Here is a 23,343-nt window from a genome sequence, read left to right as displayed (position 1 = left end):
TACGGATCAGGGCAGCGTGTCCAGGTGCGGGCCGACGGTACGGGCGAAGTTGTTGCCGTTTGTCACGTCCCAGTTCACCGACCAGGTCATCGCGCCGCGCAGCCCCGGGTAGGTGCGCGGGGGCCGGAAGCTACCGCAGTTGGTGCCCCGGGTCAGGCAGTCCAGCGCGGCGTTGACCACGCTGGGCGCGACGATCCCGCCGCCGGCGGCCCCGGCACCGGCCGGCAGGCCGAGCCCGACCTGGTCCGGCCGCAGCCCCGCCTCCAGCTGGATGCAGGCGAGCGCGACGATGAAGTTCACCGTGCCCTGGCTGTACGCGGCGTTGTTGTCGCAGCCGAGCATCGAGCCGGAGTTGTAGAACTGGGTGTTCACGACGGTGAGAATGTCCTTGATGTCCAGCGCCAGCTTGAAGTAGCTGGTGGCCGGGTTCTGCATGTCGATGGTCTGCGGCGCCATCGCGATGATCAGGCGGGAGCCGACCTTGGCGCGCAGCGAGCGCAGCGCCTGCCCCATGTACGTCGGGTTGAGGCCGTTCTCCAGGTCGATGTCGACGCCGTCGAAGCCGTACCGCTGGATGAGCGCGTGCACCGAGTCGCTGAAGGCCACCGCGGAGGCCGCGTCGTTGACGGCGACCCGGCCGGTCTCGCCGCCGACCGAGATGATGACCTTCTTGCCGCGGCTCTGGAGGGTACGGACGTCGGCGGAGAAGTCGGCGTCGGTGTAGCCGCCAAGCGCGGCGGAGAGCCCGGGGTCGACGGCGAAGGTCACCGCACCGGGGGTCGCCGTCGCCTCGGCGAAGGCGACGGCCACCACGTCGTACTCGGCGGGCACGTCGCGCAGGCGCAGTTCGACCGCCGGGTTGTCGAAGTTGTGCCAGTACCCGGTGAGGATGTGCTTCGGCAGGCCGGTCACCGGGGGCGGGCTGGTCGGCGGTGCCGTGGTCGGCGGTGCCGTGGTCGGTGGCGCCGTGGTGGGTGGTGCCGTGGTGGGCGGTGCCGTGGTGGGTGGGGTGCCGCCGCCGCACGCCGCGCCGTTCAGCTGGCAGTTGGCCGGCGAGCCGGGGCCGCTGCCGAGGAAGCCGAAGGAGACCGAGGCTCCCGGCGCGATGGTGCCGTTCCACGACCGGTTGGTGAACGTGTACCGCTGGCCGGACGAGGTGAGCAGCGCGTCCCAGTAGGTGCCGACCGACGTGCCGGCCGGCAGCTCGAACGTCAGGGTCCAACCGTTGATCGTGGTGGTGCCCCCGTTGGTGATCGTGTACTTCGCCTCCCACCCGCTGCCCCAGTCGGAGGTCTTGACGAAGGTCGCGGTCGGGCCGGCCGCGTACGCCGGCATCGCCACCCAGGCCGCACCGACAGCGGCGGTCAACACGGTGACCAGGGACAGGACAAGGGATCTGGAACGCTTCATGCGACCCTCCACACCCGGACGGCATCTACAGTCGTCTACGTTGGCGCTTATTATTAAGACTGTTAACTGTTTCTGTTCAGGGGTGGGGTGGGTGTTAAGAAGGGCCCCTTCTACAACGCGAGGCGTTAATAAGGGGCCCTTCCTTGCACGTCAGCGGCGGAAGATGAACCAGTTGACGTTGACGAAGTCGTTCGGCTGGCCGCTGGTGAAGGTCAGGTAGACCGTCCGGCGGCCGGTGGGTCCGGCGACGTTGCCGGGCACCGAGCGCCAGGTCTGCCAGCCGCCGGTGTCACCGATGGCGAAGCTGCCGATCGGGGGGCTGGTCGGGCTGTCCAACCGGACCTCGACCAGGCCACTCACGCCGCCGCCCGCGCCGGAGGCGACCCGGGCGACGAAGTCGCGCGGCGGGGTGGCGCCGAACTCGACGTTGTCGTACCGCGCCCAGTCTCCGTTGCGCAGCCAGCCGATGTTCTGCCCGCCCTCGGAGCAGGTCTCGGTCCCCACACCGTTCTGCGCGTTGAACGACTCGGCCTGGATCGTCGCGTACGCGTCCCGCACCCCACCGGGCGGCGGGGTCGTCGGGGGCGGCGTGGTCGGCGGGGTGGTGGTGCCACCGCCCCGACTGTAGACGGCCACGTAGTCGACGATCATGGGGTGGCCGGGGACCGTCGAGGCGGTGGGCGTGGTGAAACCGGCCACCCCGTTCGGGAAGCCGCCGCCCATCGCCACGTTCAGCAGCAGGAAGTAGCCGGCGTGCGACGTCATCTGGGTCCAGTACGGCTCGCCGACCTGGCTCTGGGTGACGGTGTGGTAGACCTGCCCGTCGACGTACCAGCGCAGCTGCTGCGGGCTGACGGATGTGTCCCACTCGAACCGGTAGGTGTGGAAGGCCGACTGGCAGGTGCTGCCCGGGCAGGCCCGGGAGGCGCCGAGACCGTTGAACTCGTTGCACGGCCCGCCGGGCGCAACGCCACAGTGCAGCACGCCCCAGACCGAGTTGATCCCGTTGACGTTCTCCATGACGTCGAACTCGCCGATGCCCGGCCAGTTCTGGTAGTTGCCCCGGTACGGCGACCCGAGGGCCCAGAACGCCGGCCAGTAGCCGAGCGCCGCCGTGCCGGTCACGTTCGGCATCTGGATCCGGCCCTCGATCGCCAGCACGCCACCGGACGGCGGCTTGAAGTTGCTGCGGACGGTCTCGATCCGGGCCGAGGTCCACTGGCCGGACGCGTTGCGCAACGGCGTGATCCGCAGGTTTCCGGAACCGTCATGGCTGACGTTCGCGGTGCTGTTGGTGTACGTCTGGATCTCGCCGGTGCCCCAGTTGGGCGGGCCGCCGGGGTAACTGGTGCCGGTGTCGATGATCCAGTTGGCCGAGGACGGCAGGGTGCCGGCCGCGCCGGTGAAGTCGTCGCTCCAGACCAGGCTCCAGCCGGACGGCGGTGGCGGCACGGCGGCGTTCGCGGTGACGGTCAGGCCGGCGACCGCGGTGGTGGTGACGGCGGTGAGCAGCGCCAACGCCAGTCGTGACCGGCGTCGCGCGGGCAGGGCGTCGGGCGCCCCGGGTGGCGTCTGCATGGGGTGTGCCTCTCTGCGGGGACGGGTCGAGAGAGCGCTCTCACACGAGTTGTACGTGTCGTTCACCTAGTTGTCAACGTCGATCTGTAACGGTGTCCGGGGACCGGCGCAGCACCGCCTGTTCCAGCGCCGCCCACGCGGTCGTGGTGACCAGGTAAATGACCGCGGCCAGCGGCAGCACCAGCGCCACCGGCACGGTCGCGTACGGCAGCAGCGGCAGGAGCCGGGCCAGCGCCCCCGAGGCACCGTCCGGGCCGGCCGCGGCGAGGCGGCGCATCCGGCGGGCCGTCAACCAGGCCACGGCGAGCAGCGCCACCAGCAGGAAACCGAACAGCGGCACCACCGCACCGGCCAGACCGTCGCCGAGCTGGTGCCCGAGCGGCACACCGGCGAGCCGCTCGGCGAGCAGCCCGGTGCCGCCCTCGTCGGTGGTGAACAGGCGGTACGCCACGAACAGGAACGGTGCCTGGAGCAGCGGTGGCAGGCATCCGGCGAGCGGGTTGGCCCCGACCGAGCGGTAGAGCGCGAACAACTCCGCCTGGAGGCGGGCGCGATCGTCCGCGTACCGCCGCTGGAGCTCACGGACGCGGGGAGCGAGCGCCGCGCGACGCCGCTCCCCGCGGACCTGCGCGACGGTCAACGGGGCGATCAACAGACGAACGGCAATGGTGAAGACGACGATGGCGGCGGCCGTGGCGCCACCGCCCGCGAGCGGTTCCAACCCGGCGGCGAGCCCGGCGACGACGGCGCCGGCCGCGCCGACGGCGTCCTGAAGTGGCGTGAAGGCGAGCATGATAAGACCCCTCGGTGCGATTCCGGATGCGCGCCGGCGGGGGCGCGCGAGGACAACGGAACCGGCACGCCGCGACGGCGCGCGTGCCGACCGGAACCGGCCGCGTCACCTGATGGCTATGCGGCCGAGGGGTGGTAGCCGGGTGCGCGGGGGCGCGGCCGGCCGGGCGCATCCGGATCGACCTGGCGTGGCACCCGGCGGGTCCGGGCCCGCGCCCGGAGCGCGCAGCCCTCGCGGGGCGCGCGGCTGGCCGGCACCGCGACCAGACGGACCGCCAGGAGCACGGCGAGGAGCACGAGTGCCGCGCCGGCGAGCAACTCGGCGGGGCGGTCGGTGAACACGCTAAGCCCGGTGAGCGCGGCAGCCCACCAGCCGACCAGAGTCCCGACCACGTCGCCCACGCTAAGGGGTACTGTCACGTCACCCTTTGTGACGACGACACGCCGACGCCGCGTTTCCCGCGGACAGCACCGTGGGTAACGACTGCACCGACCCGGCGCGGACGGACCGCGACCGGCCGAGACGGACGGTGATTCCTGATGACCGGTCAGGTGGTGGCGGCGCCGGAGCGCACGGCCGACGGGACCGACCTGCTCACCGTGGGTGTCGAGGAGGAGTTCCTGCTCGTCGACCCGCACACCGGGGTCGCCGTGCCGGCCGTCGACCTGGTCATGGACCAGGTCCCCGCCGAGCTGCGGGGCCAGGTCGAGCGGGAGTTCCAGACCAGCCAGATCGAGATCGGCAGCCCGCCCGGCCTGGAACTGAGCTCGATCCGCCACTCGCTGGGCGTACTGCGGGCCGCCCTCGCCGACGCCGCCGAGCGGGCCGGCGTCCGGCTGCTCGCGATCGGCACCGGCCCGGTCGACGGCCCGGTGCCGCCGGTGGTCGACAAGCCCCGCTTCGACCGGATGCTGGAGCGCTTCCGGCTGCTGGTGCCCGGACCCGGCAACAACGGCATGCACGTGCACGTCGGCGTGCCGGACCCGGACACCGGCGTCCAGGTGCTCAACCACGTCCGGCCCTGGCTGCCGGTACTGCAGGCGGTGACCGCGAACTCCCCGTTCGCACGCGGAGCGGACTCCGGGTACGCGAGCTGGCGCTCGGTGGAGTGGGAACGCTGGCCGTCGGTGGCGCCGACGCCGTTCCTCGCGTCCCACGAGCACTACGAGCGGCTGATCCGGCAGCTGATCGCCAGCGGCGTGATGCTCGACGAGGGAATGCTCTACTGGTACGCCCGGCTGTCGGCGAAGTACCCGACCGTGGAGATCCGCATCGGCGACGTCTGCCCGTCGGTGGACGACTCGGTGCTGGTGGCCGCGCTGGTCCGGGGCATGGTGGCCACCGCCATGGACGACATCGCCGCCGGCCGCCCGCCCATCCCCACCGACCACCACCTGCTCGTCGCCGCCCACTGGCGGGCCGCCCACGACGGCCTGGAGGGCGAGGGCGTCGACCTCACCGACGGCGAGCTGCGCCCCGCCTGGGAACTGCTCGACCAGTTGGTCGCGCGGCTGCGCCCGGCGCTCGACCGGCACGGCGACCTCGACGAGGTGAACCGGCTGCTGGCCGGGCTGCGCCGGCACGGCAGCGGCGCCGCGCGGCAGCGGGCGGTCTTCGCGCGCACCGGTGAGCTGCTGGCCGTGGTGGAGGACGTCGCCCGGCAGACCCGTGGCCGGGATCGATCCGTGACAGGATGAACGCGTGACGCAACGGTTGATCGTCATCGGCGGCGACGCCGCCGGCATGGCGGCGGCGTCCCAGGCCCGACGCCGCCGCGGCCCCGACGACCTGGAGATCGTCACGTTCGAGCGGGGGCACTTCACCTCGTATTCGGCGTGCGGCATCCCGTACTGGATCAGTGGCGTCGTGCCCGAGCGGGACCAACTGGTCGCCCGCGACCCGGCGACGTTCCGGGAGAAGTTCCACGTCGACGTGCGGCTCCGGCACGAGGTCACCGCCATCGACCTGGGCCGGCGCGAGGTGGTCGCCCGGGACCTCGACCGCGGCGGTGAGGTCCGCGAGCGGTTCGACATCCTGATGTACGCGACCGGCGCCGCCCCGGTGCAGCCGGACTGGGCACTCGCCGACGTGGGCGGCGTGTTCGGTGTACAGACCCTCGACGACGGTGCCGCCCTGCGCGACTGGTTGGACGCCGACCCGCAGCCCCGGCGGGCGGTGGTGGTCGGCGGCGGCTACATCGGTGTCGAGATGGCCGAGGCGCTGATCCGGCGCGGCCTCACGGTCACCCTCGTCGAGCAGGCCGAACAGCCCATGTCCACGGTGGACCCGGACATGGCCGAGCTGGCGACCGACGCGATGCGCGGTCTGGGGGTGCAGGTCCGCACCGGCCTGCGGGTGACCGGCCTGGCGGAGCGGGACGGGCGGGTGTCCGCGGTGCACACGACGGAGGGGCCGATCCCCGCCGACCTGGTCGTCCTCGGTCTCGGCGTACGCCCCAACGTCGAACTGGCCGAGGCGGCCGGGCTACCGATCGGGCCGAGCGGCGCGCTCCGGGTGGACCGGCGCATGCGCGTACCCGGGGTGGACGGCGTGTGGGCGGCCGGCGACTGCGTCGAGAGCCTGCACCGGGTCAGCGGGATGCCGGTGAACATCCCGTTGGGCACGTACGCCAACAAGCAGGGCCGGGTCGCCGGCATCAACATCGGCGGCGGGTACGCCACCTTCCCCGGCGTGATCGGCACCGCCGTGACCAAGGTCTGCGACCTGGAGGTCGGCCGCACCGGGCTGCGCGAGCGGGACGCGGTCGCGGCCGGGTTCGAGTTCGTGTCGGTGATCGCCGAGTCCACCAACCGGGCCGGCTACTTCCCCGGCTCCCGCCCGATGACCGTCAAGCTGATCGCCGAGAAGCCCAGCGGCCGGCTGCTCGGCGCCCAGATCGTCGGCTGGTCGGAGGCGGCCAAGCGCATCGACGCCCTGGCCGTGGCGCTGTGGAACAAGATGACGGTGGACGACATGACTGCGCTCGATCTCGGCTACGCCCCGCCGTTCGCGCCGGTCTGGGACCCGATCCTCATCGCCGCCCGCAAGGCCGTCGACGCCCTCGCCGCCTCCGGCCGCTGAAAGGAAGGGCCCCTTGTTAACGCCTCGTGCATAGCAGGGGCCCCTTCTTAACACCGGGCCCGGCAGGATGGCGGCGTGACGATCCCCGAAGGGCTGGGCTGGGTACGGAACAAGGCGGGCGGGCCGGAGTGGCTGGCCGCGCTGCCCGGGCTCCGCGACGAGTGCGCCGCGCGGTGGTCGCTGCGGCTGGGGCCGCCCTTCGCGTACGCCTTCGCCTCGCTGGCGCTGCCCGCCGAACTGCCGGACGGCGCTCCCGCCGTACTCAAGATTCAATATCCGGACGCGGAGAGCGCCCACGAGGCGACCGCTCTCGCCCGGTGGAACGGCCACGGCGCGGTCCGGCTGCTGGCGCACGACCCGGAACGCCGGGCGCTGCTGGTCGAGCGGTGTGTTCCCGGATCGCCGCTGCACGACCTGCCCATGGAGGCGGCGCTGGACGCGGTCGTCGAGCTGATCCCCCGGCTCTGGGTGCCGGCCGGTCCGCCGTTCACCCCGCTCGCCGAGGAGGCGGCCGGCTGGGCCGACCGGATGCCGGGCAAGTGGGAGCGGGCCGGTCGCCCGTACGAGCGGCGGCTGCTGGAGGTCGCACTCGGGCTGACCGCCGACCTGGTGTCGAGCCAGGGAGTGCAGGTGCTGGTCAACCAGGACCTGCACGCCGGCAACGTGCTGCGGGCGACCCGCGAGCCGTGGCTGGTGATCGACCCGAAGCCGCTGGCCGGTGAACGGGAGTTCAGCGTGGTCCCGATGATCCGTGGCAAGGAGCTGGGGCACTCGCCGGCGGCCGTGCTCCGGCGGCTCGACCGGCTCAGCGCCGGGCTGGGGCTCGACCGCGACCGGGTACGCGCCTGGACGGTCGTCCAGACCCTGGCCTGGAGCATCGACGCCGGAACCGTCTTCCCGGACCACGTCGAGGTCGTCCGCTGGCTGGCCGACGGCTGTTAAGAAGGGGCCCTTGTTCTACCCGAGGCGTTAACAAGGGGCCCTTCCTTCAATCCTGGCAGGTGGCGCACCAGTACAGGTTGCGGCCGGCGAGGTCGCCCCGGCTGACCGGGGTGGCGCAGCCGTGGCACGGCGCGCCGGGGCGGCGGTAGACGTACACCTCGCCTCCGTGCCGGTCGACACGCGCGGCCCGGCCCATCGCCTCGGGCAGGTGCTCGTCGCGGACGGTGTCGATCCGGCCGCGCTCGACCGCCTGCCGCATCAGGGCCACCAGGTCGTGCCAGAGCAGCTCCCAGCCGTCCCGGGTGAGCCCCCGGCCGGGCATCGTCGGCGGCAGTCCCGCCCGGAACAGCGCCTCGGTGACGAAGATCAGCCCGGTGCCGGCCACCACCGACTGGTCGAGCAGCAGCGCTGCGAGCGGGGTCGGGCTGCGGGAGATCCGGGCGTACGCCCGCTGCGGGTCGGCGTCCTCGCGCAGCGGATCCGGGCCGAGCCGCCCGCGCAGAGCGGCCAGCTCGGGCGGGGTGAGCAGCTCGCAGGCCGTCGGGCCGCGCAGGTCCAGCCAGTGGCCGTCGCTGACGAGGCGCAGCCGGACCTGGCCGACCGGCTCCGGCGGCTCACCGGGCCCGTCGGTGAACTTCCCGTACAGCCCGAGGTGGACGTGCAGGGTCAACTCGCCGCCGTAGTGGTGCAGCAGGTGCTTGCCGTACGCCTCGGTGGCCTCCAGGACGGACCCGCTCAGGCGCGCGACGCCCTCGGCGAAACGGCCCTGCGGGCTCGCGGCCTGCAGCTTCTCGCCGGCGAACAGCTCGGCGTGCCGGGCTGCGAGGCGGTGGATGGAGTGACCCTCTGGCACGGGTGCCAAGCGTAGCCAGCCGCGTCGGCACCGGCACTCGACCTGCGCCGGACGGGACGGCGGCGCCTGCCACCCCACCGCCGGTGCCGCCGGTCGCCGTCCGGGCCACTGTCCCGTCCGGGAGGCCCGGTCGCGATTCGGCGTTATTCCTGACGGGCATGAATATGCCGGTCAGGAATAGTGCTGTCCGGCGAGATGCCCTCCGCGGCCGGCGAGAGTGTCGCGATCGTGACGTCTGGGTACCTCCAAACCGTTACCGCGCGGGCGCCACCCGCTCCACCGGCTGCCGGCGCATCGATCAGGAGGTGTGAAATGGTGAGAATTCCTTCCCTGTCGCGCCGGACGGAACCGGCGCGCGACGACACCGCCGTCCGCGACGACACCGACGGACCCGGCACCCATCGCGGCGCAGCCGACGGGCGGGACGGCGACGCCGACCGCCGGGCCGCCGACCGGGCCGCCGCGGCACGCGCGGCCACCCGATCCGGCCGGGAGGCCCCGGGTACGCGCACCGCGGCCGACCCCGCGACCGAGCGGACGCTCGACGGCCGGACCACGGACCTGGACCGGGACGGCACCGCGACGCGGGCCGACCGGGACGACACCGCGACGCGGGCCGACCGGGACGGCGACGGCGTGCCGGACCGGGCGGAGCGGCCGGTGGTCGCCGGCCCGAAGCCGCGGGCCAGCCTGCTCGCCACGATCGGGCTGATCACGGCGGTCGCCGGTCTGCTGTTCGTGCTCACCGGCGCGCTGGCCGGGTACGGGATCGGGCTCGGCACCGCTGGCGCGGTCCTCGCCGTCCTGGGCCTGATGGCCACGCGGCGGCGGCACGTCGCGGGTACGACGGACGCCCTGCTGGGCATCGTGGCCGGGCTCGGCGCCGTGGTCCTCGGCGTCCTGGCGATGACCGGCCAGTTCGACTGGCCGACCACCGACGGCGACTGGGTGACGCGGTTCCGGGAGTGGCTCGACTCACAGTTTGTGGATCGCTTCTAGCGGGCACTGTCCGGGCCGCCGGTGGTGCGCCGGCGACGCCGGTGGTTCACCGGCACGAGCCCGACCAGACTGGTGGTTCACCAGTCGGGCGACACCCGATTCGGGGGCGGCGGTTCGCCGCCCCCGAAGTGTGTCCGGGCCTGGACGCAACGAAATGCCGCCGAACCAGGGTCAGAAGCAACGATCCGACGGCTTGTGCAAGGTCCTGCGGTGGATCCTGCCGGCTCGCGCCACATACCGTTGGATAACGGCGCCAGCCCGCGGGCCGAAGGTGGCCGGGCGCGCCCGACCCCTGGGAGCAGGACAATGACGATGGACGCCACCAGCCAGCGCTTCCTGATGTGCCGGCCGACGTACTTCGCCGTCGACTACGCGATCAACCCGTGGATGGACCCGACCGCGCCGGTGGACGCCGACCTGGCGATCCGGCAGTGGGAGCAACTGCGCCAGATCTACCGGGACCTGGGCCACACCGTCGAGGAGATCACTCCGCTGCCCGGCCTGCCCGACATGGTCTTCGCGGCCAACGGCGGCACGGTCATCGACGGCAGGGCCATGGCCGTGCAGTTCCGGGACCCGCAGCGCGCCGACGAGGCGCCCGCGTACCGCGCCTGGTTCGAGGCCGCCGGCTTCGAGCTGTACGACCCGAAGCACGTCAACGAGGGCGAGGGCGACGTCCTGCTGGCCGGCGACCACCTGCTGGCCGGCACCGGGTTCCGCACCGCGCACGCCTCGCACGCGCAGCTGCAGGAGGTCTTCGGCTACCCGGTGATCACCATGCAGCTGGTCGACCCGCGCTTCTACCACCTGGACACCGCGCTGACCGTGCTCGACGAGCGGACCGTCGCGTACCTGCCGGAGGCCTTCTCCCCCGGCAGCCAGGCCGTGCTGCGGCGGCTCTTCCCGGACGCCGTCCACGCGACCATGGCCGACGCCGAGGTGCTGGGCCTCAACGCGGTGAGCGACGGCCGGCACGTGGTGCTGCCGGCGCAGGCCACCGACCTGGCCGCGAAGCTGCGGGACCGGGGTTACGAGACAATCGGGATCGACCTGTCCGAGCTGCGCAAGGCCGGCGGTGGCCCGAAGTGCTGCACGTTGCGACTCCGTCAGGGAAAGGCGAGCAAGTGATCGAGGACAAGCTGCGGACGCCGGATGCGGTCCGCGACGCGGAGCGGTGGACCGCGCACAACTACCACCCGCTGCCGGTGGTGATCTCCTCGGCCGAGGGCGCCTGGCTGACCGACGTGGACGGCCGTCGCTACCTCGACTGCCTGGCCGGCTACTCGGCGCTGAACTTCGGCCACCGCCACCCGGCCCTGATCGGGGCCGCGCACGCCCAGCTGGACAAGCTGACCCTGACCAGCCGCGCCTTCATCCACGACCAGTTCGCCGACTTCTGCCGGGAGCTGGCCGAGCTCTGCGGCAAGGACCTGGTGCTGCCGATGAACACCGGCGCCGAGGCCGTGGAGACCGGCATCAAGGTGGCCCGCAAGTGGGGCTACCAGGTCAAGGGCGTCGCACCGGGCCAGGCGAACATCGTGGTGGCCGAGGGGAACTTCCACGGCCGCACCACGACCATCGTCAGCTTCTCCACCGACGAGGACGCGCGCGCCGACTTCGGACCGTACACGCCGGGCTTCACGGTGGTGCCCTACGGCGACCTGGCCGCGCTGACCGCCGCGATCGACGAGAACACGGTCGCGGTGCTGCTCGAGCCGATCCAGGGCGAGCAGGGCGTCGTCGTGCCGCCGGAGGGCTACCTGCCCGGCGTACGCCGCGTGTGCACCGAGCGGAACGTGTTGTTCATCGCCGACGAGATCCAGTCCGGCCTGGGCCGCACGGGCGCGACGTTCGCCTGCGAGCACGAGGGTGTCGTGCCGGACATGTACCTGCTGGGCAAGGCGCTCGGCGGCGGCATCGTCCCGGTGTCGGCCGTCGCGGCGGACGCCGAGGTGCTCGGTGTGCTCAAGCCCGGCCAGCACGGCTCGACGTTCGGCGGGAACCCGCTCGCCTGCGCGGTGGCGACCGAGGTCGTCCGGCTGCTGGCCACGGGTGAGTTCCAGCGCCGCTCCGCCGAGCTGGGCGCCCGGCTGCACGCCGGCCTCCAGGCGCTTGTCGGCAAGGGTCTGCTCGCCGTGCGGGGCCGGGGCCTGTGGGCCGGCCTGGACATCGACCCGGCGCTGATGAGCGGCCGGGAGGCCTGCGAGCGGCTGATGGAGCGTGGCGTCCTCGCCAAGGACACCCACGGTTCGACCATCCGCCTCGCCCCGCCGCTGGTCATCACCGAGGAGGAGATCGACCACGCGGTGGCGCAGCTCGCCGCCGTCCTGGCCGGCTGAGCACTCGTACGCGGAGAAGCGCCGGGCCCGTTCGGTCCCGGCGCTTCTCCGTTGGTCAGCGCGGCAGGCGCATCGCCATCGTCGGCGCCTCGGCCATCACCGACGCGGGCGTGTACGGGGCTCCGGCCGGCAGTTCGTCCGGGCGGCCGACCTGCACGCCCGGGTACAGCTCGACCATGTCGCCCTCGGCCAGCACCCGGGACTGCCGCGGCTTGAGCGGGATCCGGTCCGCCTCCGCCATCGAGCCGCCGGGCCGGACGCCGGAACCGTTGGTGCTGATGTCGGTCACGATGATCTCGCCAACCCGTAGCTCCAGCTCCAGATGGCTGCGGCTGATCCAGCGGCGGGCCTCGTCGTTGAGCCACTGGCCGAGCACGATCCCGCCGTCGGTGTCCGGCGCGCGGCCGACAAGCACCGGCTCGGACTCGGTGAGCACGAACCGGCGGCGGATCAGCCCACCGATGCGTACCGCGAGAACCGCCGACCGGGGGCGCGGCCCCGCGTCGCTCAGCCGGGTGCCGTGCCGGGGGCAGGTCGGAACGCCACCGCGCAGGCTCGGCGGCGGCTGGGTCACCGGGCTGCGGTCGGTCACCGCGGCCAGGTCGGCGAACGCGCCGCCCCCGCCGCCTTGGCCGAACAGCGCGCACGGGGACTCCGGGCAGCGCCAGAGCCGGGCCAGCAGCTTGCCCCCCGCGGGCGACCGCTCCCCGGCGACCGGGGTGTCCCCGCCGCCGACGTGGGCGACGAACATCGGGCCGCCCTGCCCCGGCACCGCGGCCAGCACCCGGCCGGGCTCGTCGGTGACCCACGGGTAGCGCCCGCGCAGCCCGTCGAACCGGGCCCGGCTGAGCACCGGCAGGCCGAGCAGATCGGCCACCTCCAGCATCCGGTCGCCCGGGTTGTCGAGCACCTCGACGAGGCCGTCGTCAGCCCACCGGCGCACCACCATGCGCTCGTTCGAGGTGAGGTCGGCGTCGGACAGCATCGCCCGGTGCACCACCGCGTAGACGGGGACGCTGTCCTCCTCCAGGTGACGGGCCAGGGCGTCGATCACCATGCCGAGCCGGAGCAGGCTGGCCGGCCGGCCGCCGTCGATGTCCTGGTAGCGGATCACCTCGGCCAGGTCGAGCACCGCCCGGGCCAGCGACGGGTCCGTGCAGACCCGGCCCTCGATGGCGTCCAGCACCTTGCTGATCTCGAACCTCATCGGAGCTCCCCCACGATGCCGTCGATCCGTCGGGCCAGGTCCAGATCACGCTCGGTGACGCAGCCGACCGAGTGGGTGACGCAGCGGAACGTGACCGTCCGCCAGCGGATGTCGATGTCGGGGTGGTGGTCGACCTCCTCGGCCACCACAGCCACCCGGTCCACCAGTGCGATGGCCTCCGGGAAGCTCGCCAGCTCCACGGTGCGGGTGATGCCGGCCTGGTCTCCCGACCAGCCGGGCAGCCCGCTCAGCTCGTCTCGTACCGCCTCCGCGGTGAGCGCCTCTGCCATGGGGAGACCCTACCGGCAGCCTCAACCGGCACGCTGACCAGCAGCGGCGGGTCGCCGTCAGCCGGTGCGCAGGGGGCGGCCGACCTCATGCAGGTGCGCCAGCGCCTGCCGGTACGACTCGACAAGCCCCACCTCGACGTACGGGACGCCCCGCTCGGCGCAGTACGCCTGGACGACCGGCCGGGCCCGGCGCAGGTTGCCGCGTGGCATGTTCGGGAACAGGTGGTGCTCGATCTGGAGGTTGAGGCCGCCCAGCGCCGCGTCGACGATCCGCCCGCCCCGCACGTTGCGCGCAGTCAGCACCTGCTTGCGCAGGAAGTCCAGGTCGTCGTCGGCGGACGGCATCGGCATGCCCTTGTGGTTCGGCGCGAACGAGCAGCCCATGTACAGCCCCCACAGCCCCTGGTGAACGGCGGCGAAGACCAGCGCCTTCACCGGCGACATCACCAGCAGCAGGCCGCCGGCGTAGAGGACGGTGTGCGCGGCCAGCAGCGCCCCTTCGGCGGTCCGGTGCCGCATCGGCGTACGGAACCGCCCGTCCGCATCCCGGCCGAGCACCGCCCGCAGGCTGGCCACGTGCAGGTTCAGCCCTTCCAGCAGCAGCATCGGGAAGAAGAGCACCGCCTGCCGGCGGGCCAGCCACCGGGCGAAGCCCCGGGTGGCCCGGGCCTGCTCCTCGGTCCAAACCAGCGCACCGGCCCCGACGTCCGGGTCCTCGTCGGCGTGGTTGGGGTTGGCGTGGTGCCGGTTGTGCTTGTCGACCCACCAGCCGTAGCTGAGCCCGACGGCGAGGTTGCCGGCGAGCAGGCCGACCAGTTCGCTCGGCCCGCGCCGGCGGAACATCTGCCGGTGCCCGGCGTCGTGACCGAGGAAGGCGACCTGGGTGCTGGCCACCGCCATCAGGACGGCGACCGCCACCTGGGCCCACGAGTCGCCGACCAGGGCGACCGCGACCCAGGTGACGGCGAACAGCCCGGCGGTCAGCGCGATCCGGGCCGCGTACCGGGCCGGCCGGCGGTCCAGCAGGCCCGCCGACCGGATCCGCCGGGACAACTCGGCGTAGTCGCTGCCCTGCCGCACCGGTCGATCCGTCACGACTTCCAGCATGCTGCACCGCCTCCTATCTAGGTCCCGGTCGCGCCGATCCGCCCGACCCCCGTCCCTGAGTCTTCCGGGATCGGTTGCTCTGGGTAATCCCACACGCCCCCGGATCGGCGGTAGGGCACGCCCTACCGGCACCGGGGAGCCACCACCATTGCCGGCCCGGCCGGTCAGCTCATCCGGCCGACGGCGGACCGCAGCCGGGCCAGGTCCCGCCGCCGCCGCTCGTAGGTGGCGGCCAGGCCGATCAGCGCCAGCCCACCGGCCGCGAGGAAGATCCACCGGGGCAGCAGGTCCCAGGTGCGGGCCAGTTCATGAAGCGCGAGCGGGGTGAGCGTCAGCGCGCCGAGTACGACCGGCGCCTGCCAGCGCCGGATGGCACCGGCGAGCACCGCCGCGAGTGCCGCGAGCCCGAGCAGGAGCCGCCGCAGCGGCTGCGGATCGGCGGCGACCAGCACCGACGCGAGGGTCGGCAGCAACCCGGCGGCGAGGCCCGGCCCGATGGCCAGCCAGCTGGTCAGGCCGGGCCGGGTCCGCAGTGCCACCGCCCCGGCGACCAGGGCGAGCGCCGCCGCCGGCAGCGTGTACGCCTCCAGCACCGCGACGTCGCCGGCGGCCAGGAGCAGCCAGGTGCCGAGCAGTTCGCTGCCCCCGGCCACGGCGGCGAACAGCCAGCGCGACTCGACCGGCTCGCCCCGGCGCAGCAGGCGCAGCCCGACGGCCGCACCCCACAGCACGCAGACGGCGGCCACGTGCCGCAGCGACTCCACGGCGAGCAGGAACGCCACCACCGCGACGGCCTGCGCGGCCGCGTCCAGAGCCTGTCGCGTCGTCACGGTCGCCCACGAGCTGCCGCCCGCCGCGACGGCCGGGGCCGGCACGGCCGGGGCGGCGGCACCGTGACCGGCCGGGGTGTCCTGCGCGCGGCGGGCGGCGTCCGCCGGAGCCGGCCGGGCCGGCAGCGGAGGCGGCAGCGCGGCGGCGACGGCGAGCGTGAGCACCGCGACGGCGAGCACCGAGAACGCCGCCGCCCGCAACGGCAGGCCCGCCGCCAGCGACGCGGTGATCGCGAGGGCGGTCACCGCCACGACCGCCGCGAGCGCCCCGGCGAGCCGGGCGACGGCCCGCCGACCGACCACGCCGATGACGGTGCCGGTCACCACGAGCGCGGCGAGGCCGGTCAGGGTGCCGGCCCTGGTGGCCAGCAGACCCGACAGCCCGGCGCCGGTGAACACCAGCCCGAGCGGCAGGACGACCGGGACCAGCAGCGGGCGCGGGGCGGGCAGGGCGGCGGCCAGCACGGCGACCAGGCCGAGCAGCAGGGTCGCGGCCGGCAGGACCGGCCATGGCGTACCCGCCGCCCGGAGCAGCACCGGAAGCGCCGCCGCCAGGAACGGCACCGCGACCAGGGCGGCCCGCCACCGGCGGCCGGCCGGGTGGTCGACCCGGGATGCGGCAGGTGGGGCGGTCCCGCCGTCCGGTGACCCCGGGATGCCGCGTTCCGCGCCGGTCGACCGGCCATCACCGGGCAGCGCCGTCGCGAGGACCGTCAGCGGGGCGGCGGCCGCCAGCGCGAGCAGCGCCAGCCCGGCGGGCACGTCACCCGGCACCGCCTCGACCGCCGGCACCCCCGACCAGGCCGGCACGTCGCCGTACGGGCCGAGCAGCGCGGTGAGCACCACCGGCAGGAGAGCGGCCACCGCCACCGCCGACAGGCCGACGCCGGCGGTGACCAGGACGGGACCGCTGCCCGCGACGACGAGGCCGAACGCGGCGAGCAGGACCGTCAGGGCGGCGTACAGCGTCACCGGTTCGTCGCCCGCCACCGCCACCGGCGCCAGGCCGACCGGCACGAGCGCCACGGCGAGCGCGGTCGACGCGTACCGGGTGAGGTCCGGCCAGTGTCGACGGACCGCGAGCAGGCCTGCCGGCAGCAGCGCGGCGGCGGCGAGCGCGGCCCGGGCCTGCCACCACTCCGGCGCGCCCCCGGCGAACGTCGCGAGGGTGGCACCGGCCGGCACGACAAGCAGGACGGCGGCGAGCCCGCCGCCCGCCACGCCGCGTTGCACACCACTGCCCCGCCGGCCGAGCGCGGCGACGACGAGCCCGGCCAGACCGGCCACCGCGAGCGCCGCTCCGGCACCGGCCGGCGCGGCGAGACCGACCAGCAGCCCGTGCCCGAGCAGAGCGGCCCCGGTCACCGCCGACGCGAGGACCGGCGCGGACCGGGCCGGCCGGCGACCTACCGCGAACCCGAGCAGCGCCACCGCCGCCACGAGGTCCAGCGCCACCACCGCCGGCCAGGGCGCGGCCCACCCGGCCGGCACGGCGAGCACGGTCGCCCCGGCGCCGGCCGCGGTCAGCGGGAGCCGTACGGTCCGGGGCAGCAGCAGGGTGGCGGCGGCCACGACGGCCGCCACCGCGACCGGGAGCTGCCACCCCCAGTCGAGCACCGGCCCCGGCCCGGCGTCCTGCCACGGCGGCAGCGAGCGGACGACCGCGCCCCCGGCCACGGTCACCACCGCCACCGCGGCGACCTGCGCCAGGACGCCGGTCACCACCAGCGCCCCGACCAGGGGGCCGGTCCGCCACCTGGCCGGCAGCGACCGGACGGCCCCGGCGAGGAGCAGCACCACCAGTGCCGACAGCACCAGCAGCAGGCCCTCGCGCAGCTCGGCGACCGGCCGCAGCATCGTGGCCGCCAGCACCGGCACCAGCAGCGCGCCCGCCACCCGCCGGAACACCGGCCCGCCGGCGAGCAGTGCCGCCGCGAGGAGGGTCGCCGCCACCAGCAGCAGCGGAAGCCCGGCCAGCACCGGCGTACCGGCGAACCGCCCGGCCGCCAGCGGCACCAGCGCGCAGCCGGCCGCGACGGCCAGCGCGGCGGCGTACCCGAGCCAGGCGACCACGAGCCCGGCCAGGACGACCGGCCCCCCGCCGGCACGCAGCGGAACCGCCACCAGCAGGTTCACGACGGCCACGCCGACCAGCACCACCGCCCAGCCGCCCGCCGACGGCCGGAACTCGGCCGCGGCCAGCGGCAGCACCGGCTGCACCGTCAGCAGGGCGGCGAACCAGGGCACGGTGAGCCGGCTGAGCCGGGCGTACCCGGCGGCGACCGCCGCGCCGGCCCCCCCGACCAGCGCGGCGTACCGGGTGCCCGGCCAGCCGGTCACCCCACCCAGGTCTACCGCCCAGGCGGCGTACCCGTCGAGGAGCACCAGCAGCAGGCCCACCGCGGCGATGGTCTCCGCGGTCCCCCGTAGCCCGCGCCGCACCGCCACCAGCGGCACGGCCAGGAACAGCGCGGTGACCGCCGCCAGGATCAGCGCCCGGCCGACGACCCCGACGGTCGCCCAGGCCACCGCGGTGAAGACGACGGCGGCGGTGCCGAGCAGCAGTCCGCCGAGGACGAACAGCACGCCCTGCACCGTGCGGGTGGAGGTCTCCGCGCCGCCGGGCCGCGCTGGCACCGGCCCGGCCACCGGCAGCGCGGCCGGACGGCCCGGCGCCGAGGGTCGCGCGGGAACCGCTGCCGGGAACTCCGCGCGGATCGCGGCGGCCAGCGCCGTCCGACGCTGCCGGGCCGCACCCAGCCGGTCCGCGACCTGCTGGTACGCCTGGCGCGCCCGCTCCACCTCCGCGGCGAGGGTGACGATCTCCCGGTCGAGCCGGATCACCTCGGCCGCCGGCGGGTACGGCGGGCGGCCACACCCGGAGCAGCCGGTGCCGAGATCGGCCGGCGCACCGCAGGCGGGACAGGGGTAGGCGGAGTTCTCCACGCGGCCATCCTCGGCCAGCGGAGATCATCGGACCAGAGTGCGCGTACCTAGTCCCGACTGATGATCGACAGCAGCAGCTCGTGGGTCTCCGCGTCGGCGGCCGCCACGAGCCCCCGGCCCGCCGGCCCGACCGGACCGCCGTCGATCCCGCTGACCACGCAACCGGCGGCGCGGCACAGCGCGATGCCGGCGGCGAAGTGCACGCTCCCCGACAGGTCACCGCCGTCGGTGACGTACGCGGCACGCCGGCCGGCCGCGACCCAGGCCAGCGCCAGCGTCGTCGACACGACCCGCGGCCGGAACCGCTCGACGAACCGGGGATGGGCCAGCAGGTCCACGGCCCGGAACGCGGGTGCGCTCGGGAACGGCGGATCGAGGTTGACGTCGACCAGGCGGGTGTCGGGGGCGGGCGTCAACGGCGAGTCCACACCGTCCTGCCGGAGCCGGGCGGTCGTACCGTCGGTGTGGAAGATCTCGCGGTTGAACGGATCCGCCACCGCCGCCGGCCCCTCGCGCAGCGCCACGTTGACGGCCACCAGCATGCTGCCGGCGGCGTAGTTCAGCGTCCCGCACAGCGGGTCGACCAGCCACTGGCGTGCGGCGTCGGCCCCGCCCTGCCGTCCGCCCTCCTCGCCGAGCACCCCGTCGTCCGGCCGCGCGGCGCGAAGAACGTCGAGGATCCTCCGCTCGGCCGCCAGATCGGCGACGGTGGCGAAGTCCCCGCCGCCCTTGTCGACGCGATCGAGGCGCCTCCCGTACAGCTCGCGTACCACGTCGGCGCCGGCACGGGCGGCGGTCACCGCGACCTCGACGTCGGCGAGGCCCGCGTACGGGTCGGTCACCGGGACGGGTGTCCGATCGGCTCCGCCCCGGCGACCCGGCCGACGAAGGCCCGCCAGGCGTCCGGGGTGAAGACCAGGGCCGGCCCGGCCGGGTCCTTCGAATCGCGGACACCCACGACACCGGGCAGGTTGTCGGCGACCTCGACGCAGGCCCCACCGTTGCCGCTGCTGCGGCTGCTCTTGCGCCACCGGGCACCATTCAGGTCCATGACTCCGCCACTTCCGCGATCAGGTCGACTGACTGCCAGTGGGACAGCGCCTCGCCCCGCACGTTCTCCCACGCTGCCAGTATCGCCGCGATGTCTGCGGGATCGCTAACCACTTGCCCCTGCAACTGAGTGTCCAGATAGCCGGCCATCCGGTGGTCGGCACTGGCCGCGATGACGAACGGCCCGTTCAGCCCGGCGTACGCGCCGACCGCGGCGGGCACGACGTGCAGCCGCACGTGCGGTGCCGCGCACGCGGCGACCAGGGCGCGCAACTGCTCCCGCATGGTCTCCCGGCCACCGACCGGCCGCCGCAGCACGGCCTCGTCCACCACGGCGGTGAATTGTGGAGGATCGTCCCGGCGGAGGATGCCCTGGCGGGCGAGCCGCCCGGCCACCAGCCGCTCGATGTCGCCGGGAGCGTGCCGGCCGGCGGCGGTCAGCACCGCGCGGGCGTAACCCTCCGTCTGGAGCAACCCGGGCAGGACGTTTGCCTCGAACCAGCGCAGCGAGATTGCCTCGCGCTCAATCTCCTGCCACGGACGGAACCAGGTCAGATCTCGACGTCTCGAAGTGTCCGGCCATATGTCCGCCACGTCCCGACCGAGGACCTCGGCAGCCGCCGCCCGGTGCCTCGGGTGCGGAATGCGACCCTCGGCGAGCCAGCGGGAGGTCGTCTTCGGGTCGACACCCACCCGTTCCGCGAGCGATTCCGTGGTGTGGCCGGTCTCGTTCAGGGCAGCCCGAAGTGCGTCGTTCATCGGCCCTCCATCAGATGTCCTGGATTTCTGGCGACCATATCGCTACGGGGTGTAGTTGTCCGACCGCAAACGGCAAGTTGGTCTGAAGAGGACGGTGTGAGCCGGTGGTGGACCCGAGACCCGCCGGTCGCGCTGTCGGGGCCGCCCCCTGATCGAGCACCCGGGGCGGCCCCCTCCACGACCCGAAGGAGGCCGCCGTGCGCCCGATCAACCTCGCCCCGAACACGACGATCCGCGTTCCCGAGCAGGGCTACCGGTTCGGCACCGGCCCGCTGACCCTGACCATCACGGAGGTCGTCGCGAGCGAGGTGGCTGACGGCAAGGTGTGGGTCCGGCTCAAGGGCCGCGAGATCCGCCCCGACTGGTCGGTGGCGCCCCGGGAGCGATTTGCCGAGGTCCGGCTCGACCTGGTCACTGAGATCGAGCCGGTGCGGGTGCGGTGAGGCACCGGCGCAGGACCGAGCACGTGCCGTCCCGCCCGACGTGGCGCTGCCGGGCGTGCGGCATCGCCTGGCCCTGCTCGCCGGCGAAGCTGCGCCTGCTGGGCGAGTACCGCAACGATCGGACCGCTCTCCTGGTCTACCTCGCCACCTGCCAGGAAGAAGCCGCCCGCCAGCTGGCCGGGCTCGGTGACGTGCCGCCGCCGGGGTGCCTGGCCGAACGCTTCACGGGTTGGGCCCGAGCCCGCTAGCTGGGCCTGGCGGGGTGGGCGGCCCGGCACCGGCGTGTCGCGTGGAGAAGGAACATCGCACTGCGGCGGTATTCCTCTCCGGCATATTTATGCCGGAGAGGAATACCGCACGTGAGCGACCACAGTTCGCCCGACGACACGCCCGACAGGTGGCGCGGACCATCCCGGAGAGCCGCGTGGACCTACGGGCGGGTGTGTTCGTACACCCAGGCGGAGTAGTCGGGGTTGCCGCTGTCCACCCGGGACACCAGGATCTCCGGTACCTCGTACGGGTGGCTGGCCTTGATCTGCTCGACCAGCGCGCCGACCCGGTCGGGCGCGGTCTTGAACTGCACGGACCACTCGGTGCTGGTCTCCACACCCTGCCGCCACCAGTAGGTGCTGTCCACCTGGCCGCCAACCTGGGCGCAGGCCGCCAGCCGGCCGGCCACGGCCGCGGCCGCGAGCACGTCAGCGACCGAGCGTGCGTCCACCACCGTCGTCACCACGCAGATCTGGTCCACGAGCGCACCCTACGCGGCGCCGTCCCGGTTGGCCGCGATCCACGCGTCGATGCGTCCCCACCAGTCGAAGAGCCAGTCGATGCGCTCCTGCTTGCCGGCCGGCACCTCCTCCGGCGGCACGGACCAGAAGCGCATCACGATCCGCTTGTCCATGGGCAGTTCCCGCCACACGTCGGCGACGGTGAGCATCCGGTCCAGGCCGGTGTGCGCCACGAAGATGACGCCGGCGTCGGGAGCGGCCTCCAGCGCGGCGAGCAGCCCGCCCGGCTGCGGGGCGAGCACGTGCCGCAGCCGTTCCGCCCGCAGCGCCATCAGGTCGTGGCCCAACTCGCGCAGCCGCTCGATGGCCCGGAGCCGGCGCTTCGGGGTGAAGTTGCCGCCCTCGGGGAAGATCACGAAGGCGTCGTCGTCGTCCAGGCCGGTGGCCAGGTACCCGATCTGCTCGGTGACCGTGCCGCGGCCGTCCGGGCCCGGTGCGATGAAGCGGCTCGGCAGCCGGTTGAGCAGCACGTCGATCGCCGGGTCCCACTGGAGGCTGTCCTTGAGCACGATCCGCGGCTCCCGGCGGAACCAGTTGACCAGGGCGTGGATCAGGATGAACGAGTCGCCGGGTCCGGCGTGCCGGCACACCACCAGCTCCGGCCGGCCGGGCAGGGCGGTGTCCGGGTCCGCGCCGGCCACCTCGATGGACAGTCGCAGCGTCCACCGGGCCTGCCAGAACAGCACCCGCAGGAACCAGCCGGCGAGCACGTAGTGCGCCCGCTGGAAGGCCGGGGACCGCACCCGCCAGCCGAAACCGGAGGCCACCCAGAGCGCGAAGAGCGCGATCAGGGCCGCAGCGTCCCAGATCAGGTAGACCACACCGATCCAGAACAGCCGCAGCGGCCGCAGCCGGCCCGGGACGAACGGCGAGACGGCCAGGGCGAGCAGGGCCCAGACGGGCACCGTCGTCACCATGAGGACGGCGAGCAGCACCACGCCCGGTGCGAGGAGCAGCCGGCGCAGCCACCGGGGTGGTAGCGGCATCAGCGCTCCAACTGGGCCAGGTAGTGCCGGGTGGCCGTGTACGCCCGGCTGATCCGCCGGCCCACCGCCGCCATGTCCCGGTACGCCCACGGCGTGTCGTCGCGGGGCCGCAGCCCTCCGGTCGGCAGCACGTGCACCTCCACCCCGAGGGGCACGGCCGCCAGCTCCCGGGCGAACCGGTGCCGGCGGGCGATCTCGAACGCGACCTGGGCGATCTCCCAGGGCCGCCGGGGCGGGCTCAGCTCCCGTTCGATCCGGCCCACCTGGAGTACGAAGATCCGCGCCGCCCCGGCGGCCACCGCCTCGCCGATCGGGATCGAGTTGACGATGCCCCCGTCGATGTAGTGCTGGCCGCCGATGCGGGCCGGGGGCAGCAGCCCCGGCACGGAGGCGCTGGCGAGGACGGCCGGCACCACCGGCCCACTGTCGAACCAGTACTCGGCGGCGCGCTCGATGTTCGCCGCGCAGCAGCGGAACGGCACCCGCAGGTCCTCGAAGGTGGTGTCCGCGCCGAGTTCGCTCTCCAGCAACTTGCGCAGCGGGCGTGGCGAGTGCAGGTGGGTACGCGCGGCGAACCGGCGCAGCTGCCGGGCCACCGAGTCGCCGTACACCTCGCTCGCCTCGGGCGAGGCCCAGAGCCGGACCAGGCGGTCGGTGACCGCCTCGGTGGGATCGGCGGCCACCAGGGCGCCGTTGACCGCGCCGATCGACGTGCCGAGCACCAGGTCGGGCTGGATGCCGGCGCGGAACAGCGCCCGCAGCATGCCCACCTCGACCGCGCCGAGGACGCCGCCGCCCCCGAGCACGAACGCCACCGGTCCCCGCCCCATGCTCCTCATCCTGGCACGGCCGCGCCGCACGCCCGTTCCAGGTGTTACGGGGGGACCGTTGACAGGTGGGAAACATTCACGCAACCTGATAGCGCTCCCACCCCGAGGC

23 protein-coding genes are annotated in these 23,343 nt (G+C 74.0%); 8 read left to right on the top strand and 15 right to left on the bottom strand.

Annotated elements, in window-relative coordinates; all coding sequences use genetic code 11:
- Positions 1 to 6: 6 nt before the first annotated feature.
- The 4 genes from ABTW87_RS16475 to ABTW87_RS16460 all read right to left on the bottom strand — a co-directional run bounded on the left by ABTW87_RS16475 (position 7) and on the right by ABTW87_RS16460 (position 4,200).
- Positions 7 to 1,410: a chitinase gene (locus ABTW87_RS16475; protein WP_350651655.1), complete on the bottom strand. Its 1,404-nt coding sequence runs from the start codon at positions 1,408 to 1,410 to the stop codon at positions 7 to 9.
- Positions 1,411 to 1,560: 150 nt separating this feature from the next.
- A complete protein-coding gene (locus ABTW87_RS16470; RefSeq protein WP_350651654.1) occupies positions 1,561 to 2,988 on the bottom strand; it encodes a glycoside hydrolase family 16 protein in 1,428 nt (475 codons plus the stop codon).
- Between the two features lie 73 nt (positions 2,989 to 3,061).
- On the bottom strand, positions 3,062 to 3,781 hold the full coding sequence (locus ABTW87_RS16465; RefSeq protein WP_350651653.1) for a YidC/Oxa1 family membrane protein insertase: 720 nt from the start codon (positions 3,779 to 3,781) through the stop codon (positions 3,062 to 3,064).
- A 116-nt stretch (positions 3,782 to 3,897) separates the two neighbouring features.
- Positions 3,898 to 4,200, bottom strand: a complete 303-nt coding sequence (locus ABTW87_RS16460; RefSeq protein ID WP_350651652.1) for a DUF6412 domain-containing protein — start codon at positions 4,198 to 4,200, stop codon at positions 3,898 to 3,900.
- A 120-nt stretch (positions 4,201 to 4,320) separates the two neighbouring features.
- Here ABTW87_RS16460 and ABTW87_RS16455 point away from each other — a divergent pair, with 120 nt between their 5' ends.
- The 3 genes from ABTW87_RS16455 to ABTW87_RS16445 all read left to right on the top strand — a co-directional run bounded on the left by ABTW87_RS16455 (position 4,321) and on the right by ABTW87_RS16445 (position 7,804).
- Positions 4,321 to 5,478 carry a carboxylate-amine ligase gene (locus ABTW87_RS16455; RefSeq protein WP_350651651.1) on the top strand — a complete coding sequence of 386 codons (1,158 nt, stop codon included), beginning with the start codon at positions 4,321 to 4,323 and terminating at the stop codon, positions 5,476 to 5,478.
- A 4-nt stretch (positions 5,479 to 5,482) separates the two neighbouring features.
- A complete protein-coding gene (locus ABTW87_RS16450) occupies positions 5,483 to 6,862 on the top strand; it encodes an FAD-dependent oxidoreductase (protein ID WP_350651650.1) in 1,380 nt (459 codons plus the stop codon).
- Between the two features lie 75 nt (positions 6,863 to 6,937).
- Positions 6,938 to 7,804, top strand: coding sequence for an aminoglycoside phosphotransferase family protein (locus tag ABTW87_RS16445; protein ID WP_350651649.1), 867 nt, complete (start codon positions 6,938 to 6,940; stop codon positions 7,802 to 7,804).
- A 46-nt stretch (positions 7,805 to 7,850) separates the two neighbouring features.
- On the opposite strand, the gene ABTW87_RS16440 is transcribed toward ABTW87_RS16445, so the two are convergent.
- Entirely contained in the window at positions 7,851 to 8,657 is an 807-nt protein-coding gene (locus ABTW87_RS16440; protein WP_350651648.1) for an Fpg/Nei family DNA glycosylase, read from the bottom strand.
- 315 nt (positions 8,658 to 8,972) lie between these two features.
- On the opposite strand from ABTW87_RS16440, the gene ABTW87_RS16435 reads away from it, so the two are divergent.
- From ABTW87_RS16435 to rocD, 3 genes are all read left to right on the top strand, one after another.
- Positions 8,973 to 9,656, top strand: a complete 684-nt coding sequence (locus tag ABTW87_RS16435) for a DMT family transporter (RefSeq protein ID WP_350651647.1) — start codon at positions 8,973 to 8,975, stop codon at positions 9,654 to 9,656.
- Positions 9,657 to 9,968: 312 nt separating this feature from the next.
- The gene (gene ddaH / locus ABTW87_RS16430; RefSeq protein WP_350651678.1) at positions 9,969 to 10,784 is read left to right on the top strand and encodes a dimethylargininase; all 816 of its coding nucleotides are present in this window, start codon (positions 9,969 to 9,971) and stop codon (positions 10,782 to 10,784) included.
- Positions 10,781 to 11,995 (top strand): ornithine--oxo-acid transaminase, encoded by a 1,215-nt coding sequence (gene rocD, locus ABTW87_RS16425; protein ID WP_350651646.1) that lies wholly within the window; start codon positions 10,781 to 10,783, stop codon positions 11,993 to 11,995. The genes ddaH and rocD overlap by 4 nt, the downstream gene beginning before the upstream one ends.
- Before the next feature lie 55 nt (positions 11,996 to 12,050).
- Here the strand turns inward: rocD and ABTW87_RS16420 are convergent, their stop codons facing one another.
- From ABTW87_RS16420 to ABTW87_RS16390, 7 genes are all read right to left on the bottom strand, one after another.
- Complete coding sequence (locus ABTW87_RS16420; RefSeq protein ID WP_350651645.1) at positions 12,051 to 13,202, bottom strand: FHA domain-containing protein; 1,152 nt, start codon at positions 13,200 to 13,202, stop codon at positions 12,051 to 12,053.
- Complete coding sequence (locus ABTW87_RS16415) at positions 13,199 to 13,492, bottom strand: 4a-hydroxytetrahydrobiopterin dehydratase (protein WP_350651644.1); 294 nt, start codon at positions 13,490 to 13,492, stop codon at positions 13,199 to 13,201. Before ABTW87_RS16415 ends, ABTW87_RS16420 begins: the two co-directional genes overlap by 4 nt.
- A 57-nt stretch (positions 13,493 to 13,549) precedes the next feature.
- Positions 13,550 to 14,599 carry a fatty acid desaturase family protein gene (locus ABTW87_RS16410; RefSeq protein WP_350651643.1) on the bottom strand — a complete coding sequence of 350 codons (1,050 nt, stop codon included), beginning with the start codon at positions 14,597 to 14,599 and terminating at the stop codon, positions 13,550 to 13,552.
- A gap of 164 nt (positions 14,600 to 14,763) precedes the next feature.
- Positions 14,764 to 18,375 carry an SCO7613 C-terminal domain-containing membrane protein gene (locus ABTW87_RS16405; RefSeq protein WP_350651642.1) on the bottom strand — a complete coding sequence of 1,204 codons (3,612 nt, stop codon included), beginning with the start codon at positions 18,373 to 18,375 and terminating at the stop codon, positions 14,764 to 14,766.
- A gap of 47 nt (positions 18,376 to 18,422) precedes the next feature.
- Positions 18,423 to 19,217 (bottom strand): inositol monophosphatase family protein, encoded by a 795-nt coding sequence (locus tag ABTW87_RS16400; RefSeq protein WP_350651641.1) that lies wholly within the window; start codon positions 19,215 to 19,217, stop codon positions 18,423 to 18,425.
- On the bottom strand, positions 19,214 to 19,426 hold the full coding sequence (locus ABTW87_RS16395; protein WP_350651640.1) for a DUF397 domain-containing protein: 213 nt from the start codon (positions 19,424 to 19,426) through the stop codon (positions 19,214 to 19,216). Before ABTW87_RS16395 ends, ABTW87_RS16400 begins: the two co-directional genes overlap by 4 nt.
- Positions 19,417 to 20,184: a helix-turn-helix domain-containing protein gene (locus tag ABTW87_RS16390; RefSeq protein WP_350651639.1), complete on the bottom strand. Its 768-nt coding sequence runs from the start codon at positions 20,182 to 20,184 to the stop codon at positions 19,417 to 19,419. Before ABTW87_RS16390 ends, ABTW87_RS16395 begins: the two co-directional genes overlap by 10 nt.
- Positions 20,185 to 20,381: 197 nt before the next feature.
- Between ABTW87_RS16390 and ABTW87_RS16385 the strand changes: the two genes are divergently transcribed.
- Positions 20,382 to 20,627 (top strand): hypothetical protein, encoded by a 246-nt coding sequence (locus ABTW87_RS16385; RefSeq protein WP_350651638.1) that lies wholly within the window; start codon positions 20,382 to 20,384, stop codon positions 20,625 to 20,627.
- 23 nt (positions 20,628 to 20,650) lie between these two features.
- The gene (locus ABTW87_RS16380) at positions 20,651 to 20,875 is read left to right on the top strand and encodes a flavin reductase (RefSeq protein ID WP_350651637.1); all 225 of its coding nucleotides are present in this window, start codon (positions 20,651 to 20,653) and stop codon (positions 20,873 to 20,875) included.
- Between the two features lie 182 nt (positions 20,876 to 21,057).
- Here the strand turns inward: ABTW87_RS16380 and cutA are convergent, their stop codons facing one another.
- Genes cutA through ABTW87_RS16365 form a run of 3 tightly spaced genes read right to left on the bottom strand, consistent with a single transcriptional unit; the run spans position 21,058 to position 23,234 of the window.
- Positions 21,058 to 21,378 carry a divalent-cation tolerance protein CutA gene (gene cutA / locus ABTW87_RS16375; protein ID WP_350651636.1) on the bottom strand — a complete coding sequence of 107 codons (321 nt, stop codon included), beginning with the start codon at positions 21,376 to 21,378 and terminating at the stop codon, positions 21,058 to 21,060.
- Positions 21,379 to 21,387: 9 nt separating this feature from the next.
- Positions 21,388 to 22,404: a 1-acyl-sn-glycerol-3-phosphate acyltransferase gene (locus ABTW87_RS16370; protein WP_350651635.1), complete on the bottom strand. Its 1,017-nt coding sequence runs from the start codon at positions 22,402 to 22,404 to the stop codon at positions 21,388 to 21,390.
- The gene (locus ABTW87_RS16365; RefSeq protein ID WP_350651634.1) at positions 22,404 to 23,234 is read right to left on the bottom strand and encodes a patatin-like phospholipase family protein; all 831 of its coding nucleotides are present in this window, start codon (positions 23,232 to 23,234) and stop codon (positions 22,404 to 22,406) included. Before ABTW87_RS16365 ends, ABTW87_RS16370 begins: the two co-directional genes overlap by 1 nt.
- Positions 23,235 to 23,343 lie beyond the last annotated feature (109 nt).

Source organism: Micromonospora sp. NPDC126480 (assembly GCF_040302465.1).
Taxonomy (GTDB): Bacteria; Actinomycetota; Actinomycetes; order Mycobacteriales; family Micromonosporaceae; genus Micromonospora.
Note: the sequence above shows the minus strand (reverse complement) of the source record. Positions and strands in the feature narration are given on the sequence as shown.

What these genes read in the sequence shown, in the direction of transcription:
- ABTW87_RS16370 (WP_350651635.1), bottom strand. Translation starts at nt 22,404, where the DNA reads ATGCCGCTACCACCCCGGTGGCTGCGCCGGCTGCTCCTCGCACCGGGC.
- ABTW87_RS16390 (WP_350651639.1), bottom strand. Translation starts at nt 20,184, where the DNA reads ATGAACGACGCACTTCGGGCTGCCCTGAACGAGACCGGCCACACCACG.
- ABTW87_RS16465 (WP_350651653.1), bottom strand. Translation starts at nt 3,781, where the DNA reads ATGCTCGCCTTCACGCCACTTCAGGACGCCGTCGGCGCGGCCGGCGCC.
- ABTW87_RS16410 (WP_350651643.1), bottom strand. Translation starts at nt 14,599, where the DNA reads ATGCTGGAAGTCGTGACGGATCGACCGGTGCGGCAGGGCAGCGACTAC.
- ABTW87_RS16470 (WP_350651654.1), bottom strand. Translation starts at nt 2,988, where the DNA reads ATGCAGACGCCACCCGGGGCGCCCGACGCCCTGCCCGCGCGACGCCGG.
- ABTW87_RS16415 (WP_350651644.1), bottom strand. Translation starts at nt 13,492, where the DNA reads ATGGCAGAGGCGCTCACCGCGGAGGCGGTACGAGACGAGCTGAGCGGG.
- ddaH (WP_350651678.1), top strand. Translation starts at nt 9,969, where the DNA reads ATGGACGCCACCAGCCAGCGCTTCCTGATGTGCCGGCCGACGTACTTC.
- ABTW87_RS16420 (WP_350651645.1), bottom strand. Translation starts at nt 13,202, where the DNA reads ATGAGGTTCGAGATCAGCAAGGTGCTGGACGCCATCGAGGGCCGGGTC.
- ABTW87_RS16475 (WP_350651655.1), bottom strand. Translation starts at nt 1,410, where the DNA reads ATGAAGCGTTCCAGATCCCTTGTCCTGTCCCTGGTCACCGTGTTGACC.
- ABTW87_RS16455 (WP_350651651.1), top strand. Translation starts at nt 4,321, where the DNA reads ATGACCGGTCAGGTGGTGGCGGCGCCGGAGCGCACGGCCGACGGGACC.
- ABTW87_RS16365 (WP_350651634.1), bottom strand. Translation starts at nt 23,234, where the DNA reads ATGGGGCGGGGACCGGTGGCGTTCGTGCTCGGGGGCGGCGGCGTCCTC.
- ABTW87_RS16395 (WP_350651640.1), bottom strand. Translation starts at nt 19,426, where the DNA reads ATGGACCTGAATGGTGCCCGGTGGCGCAAGAGCAGCCGCAGCAGCGGC.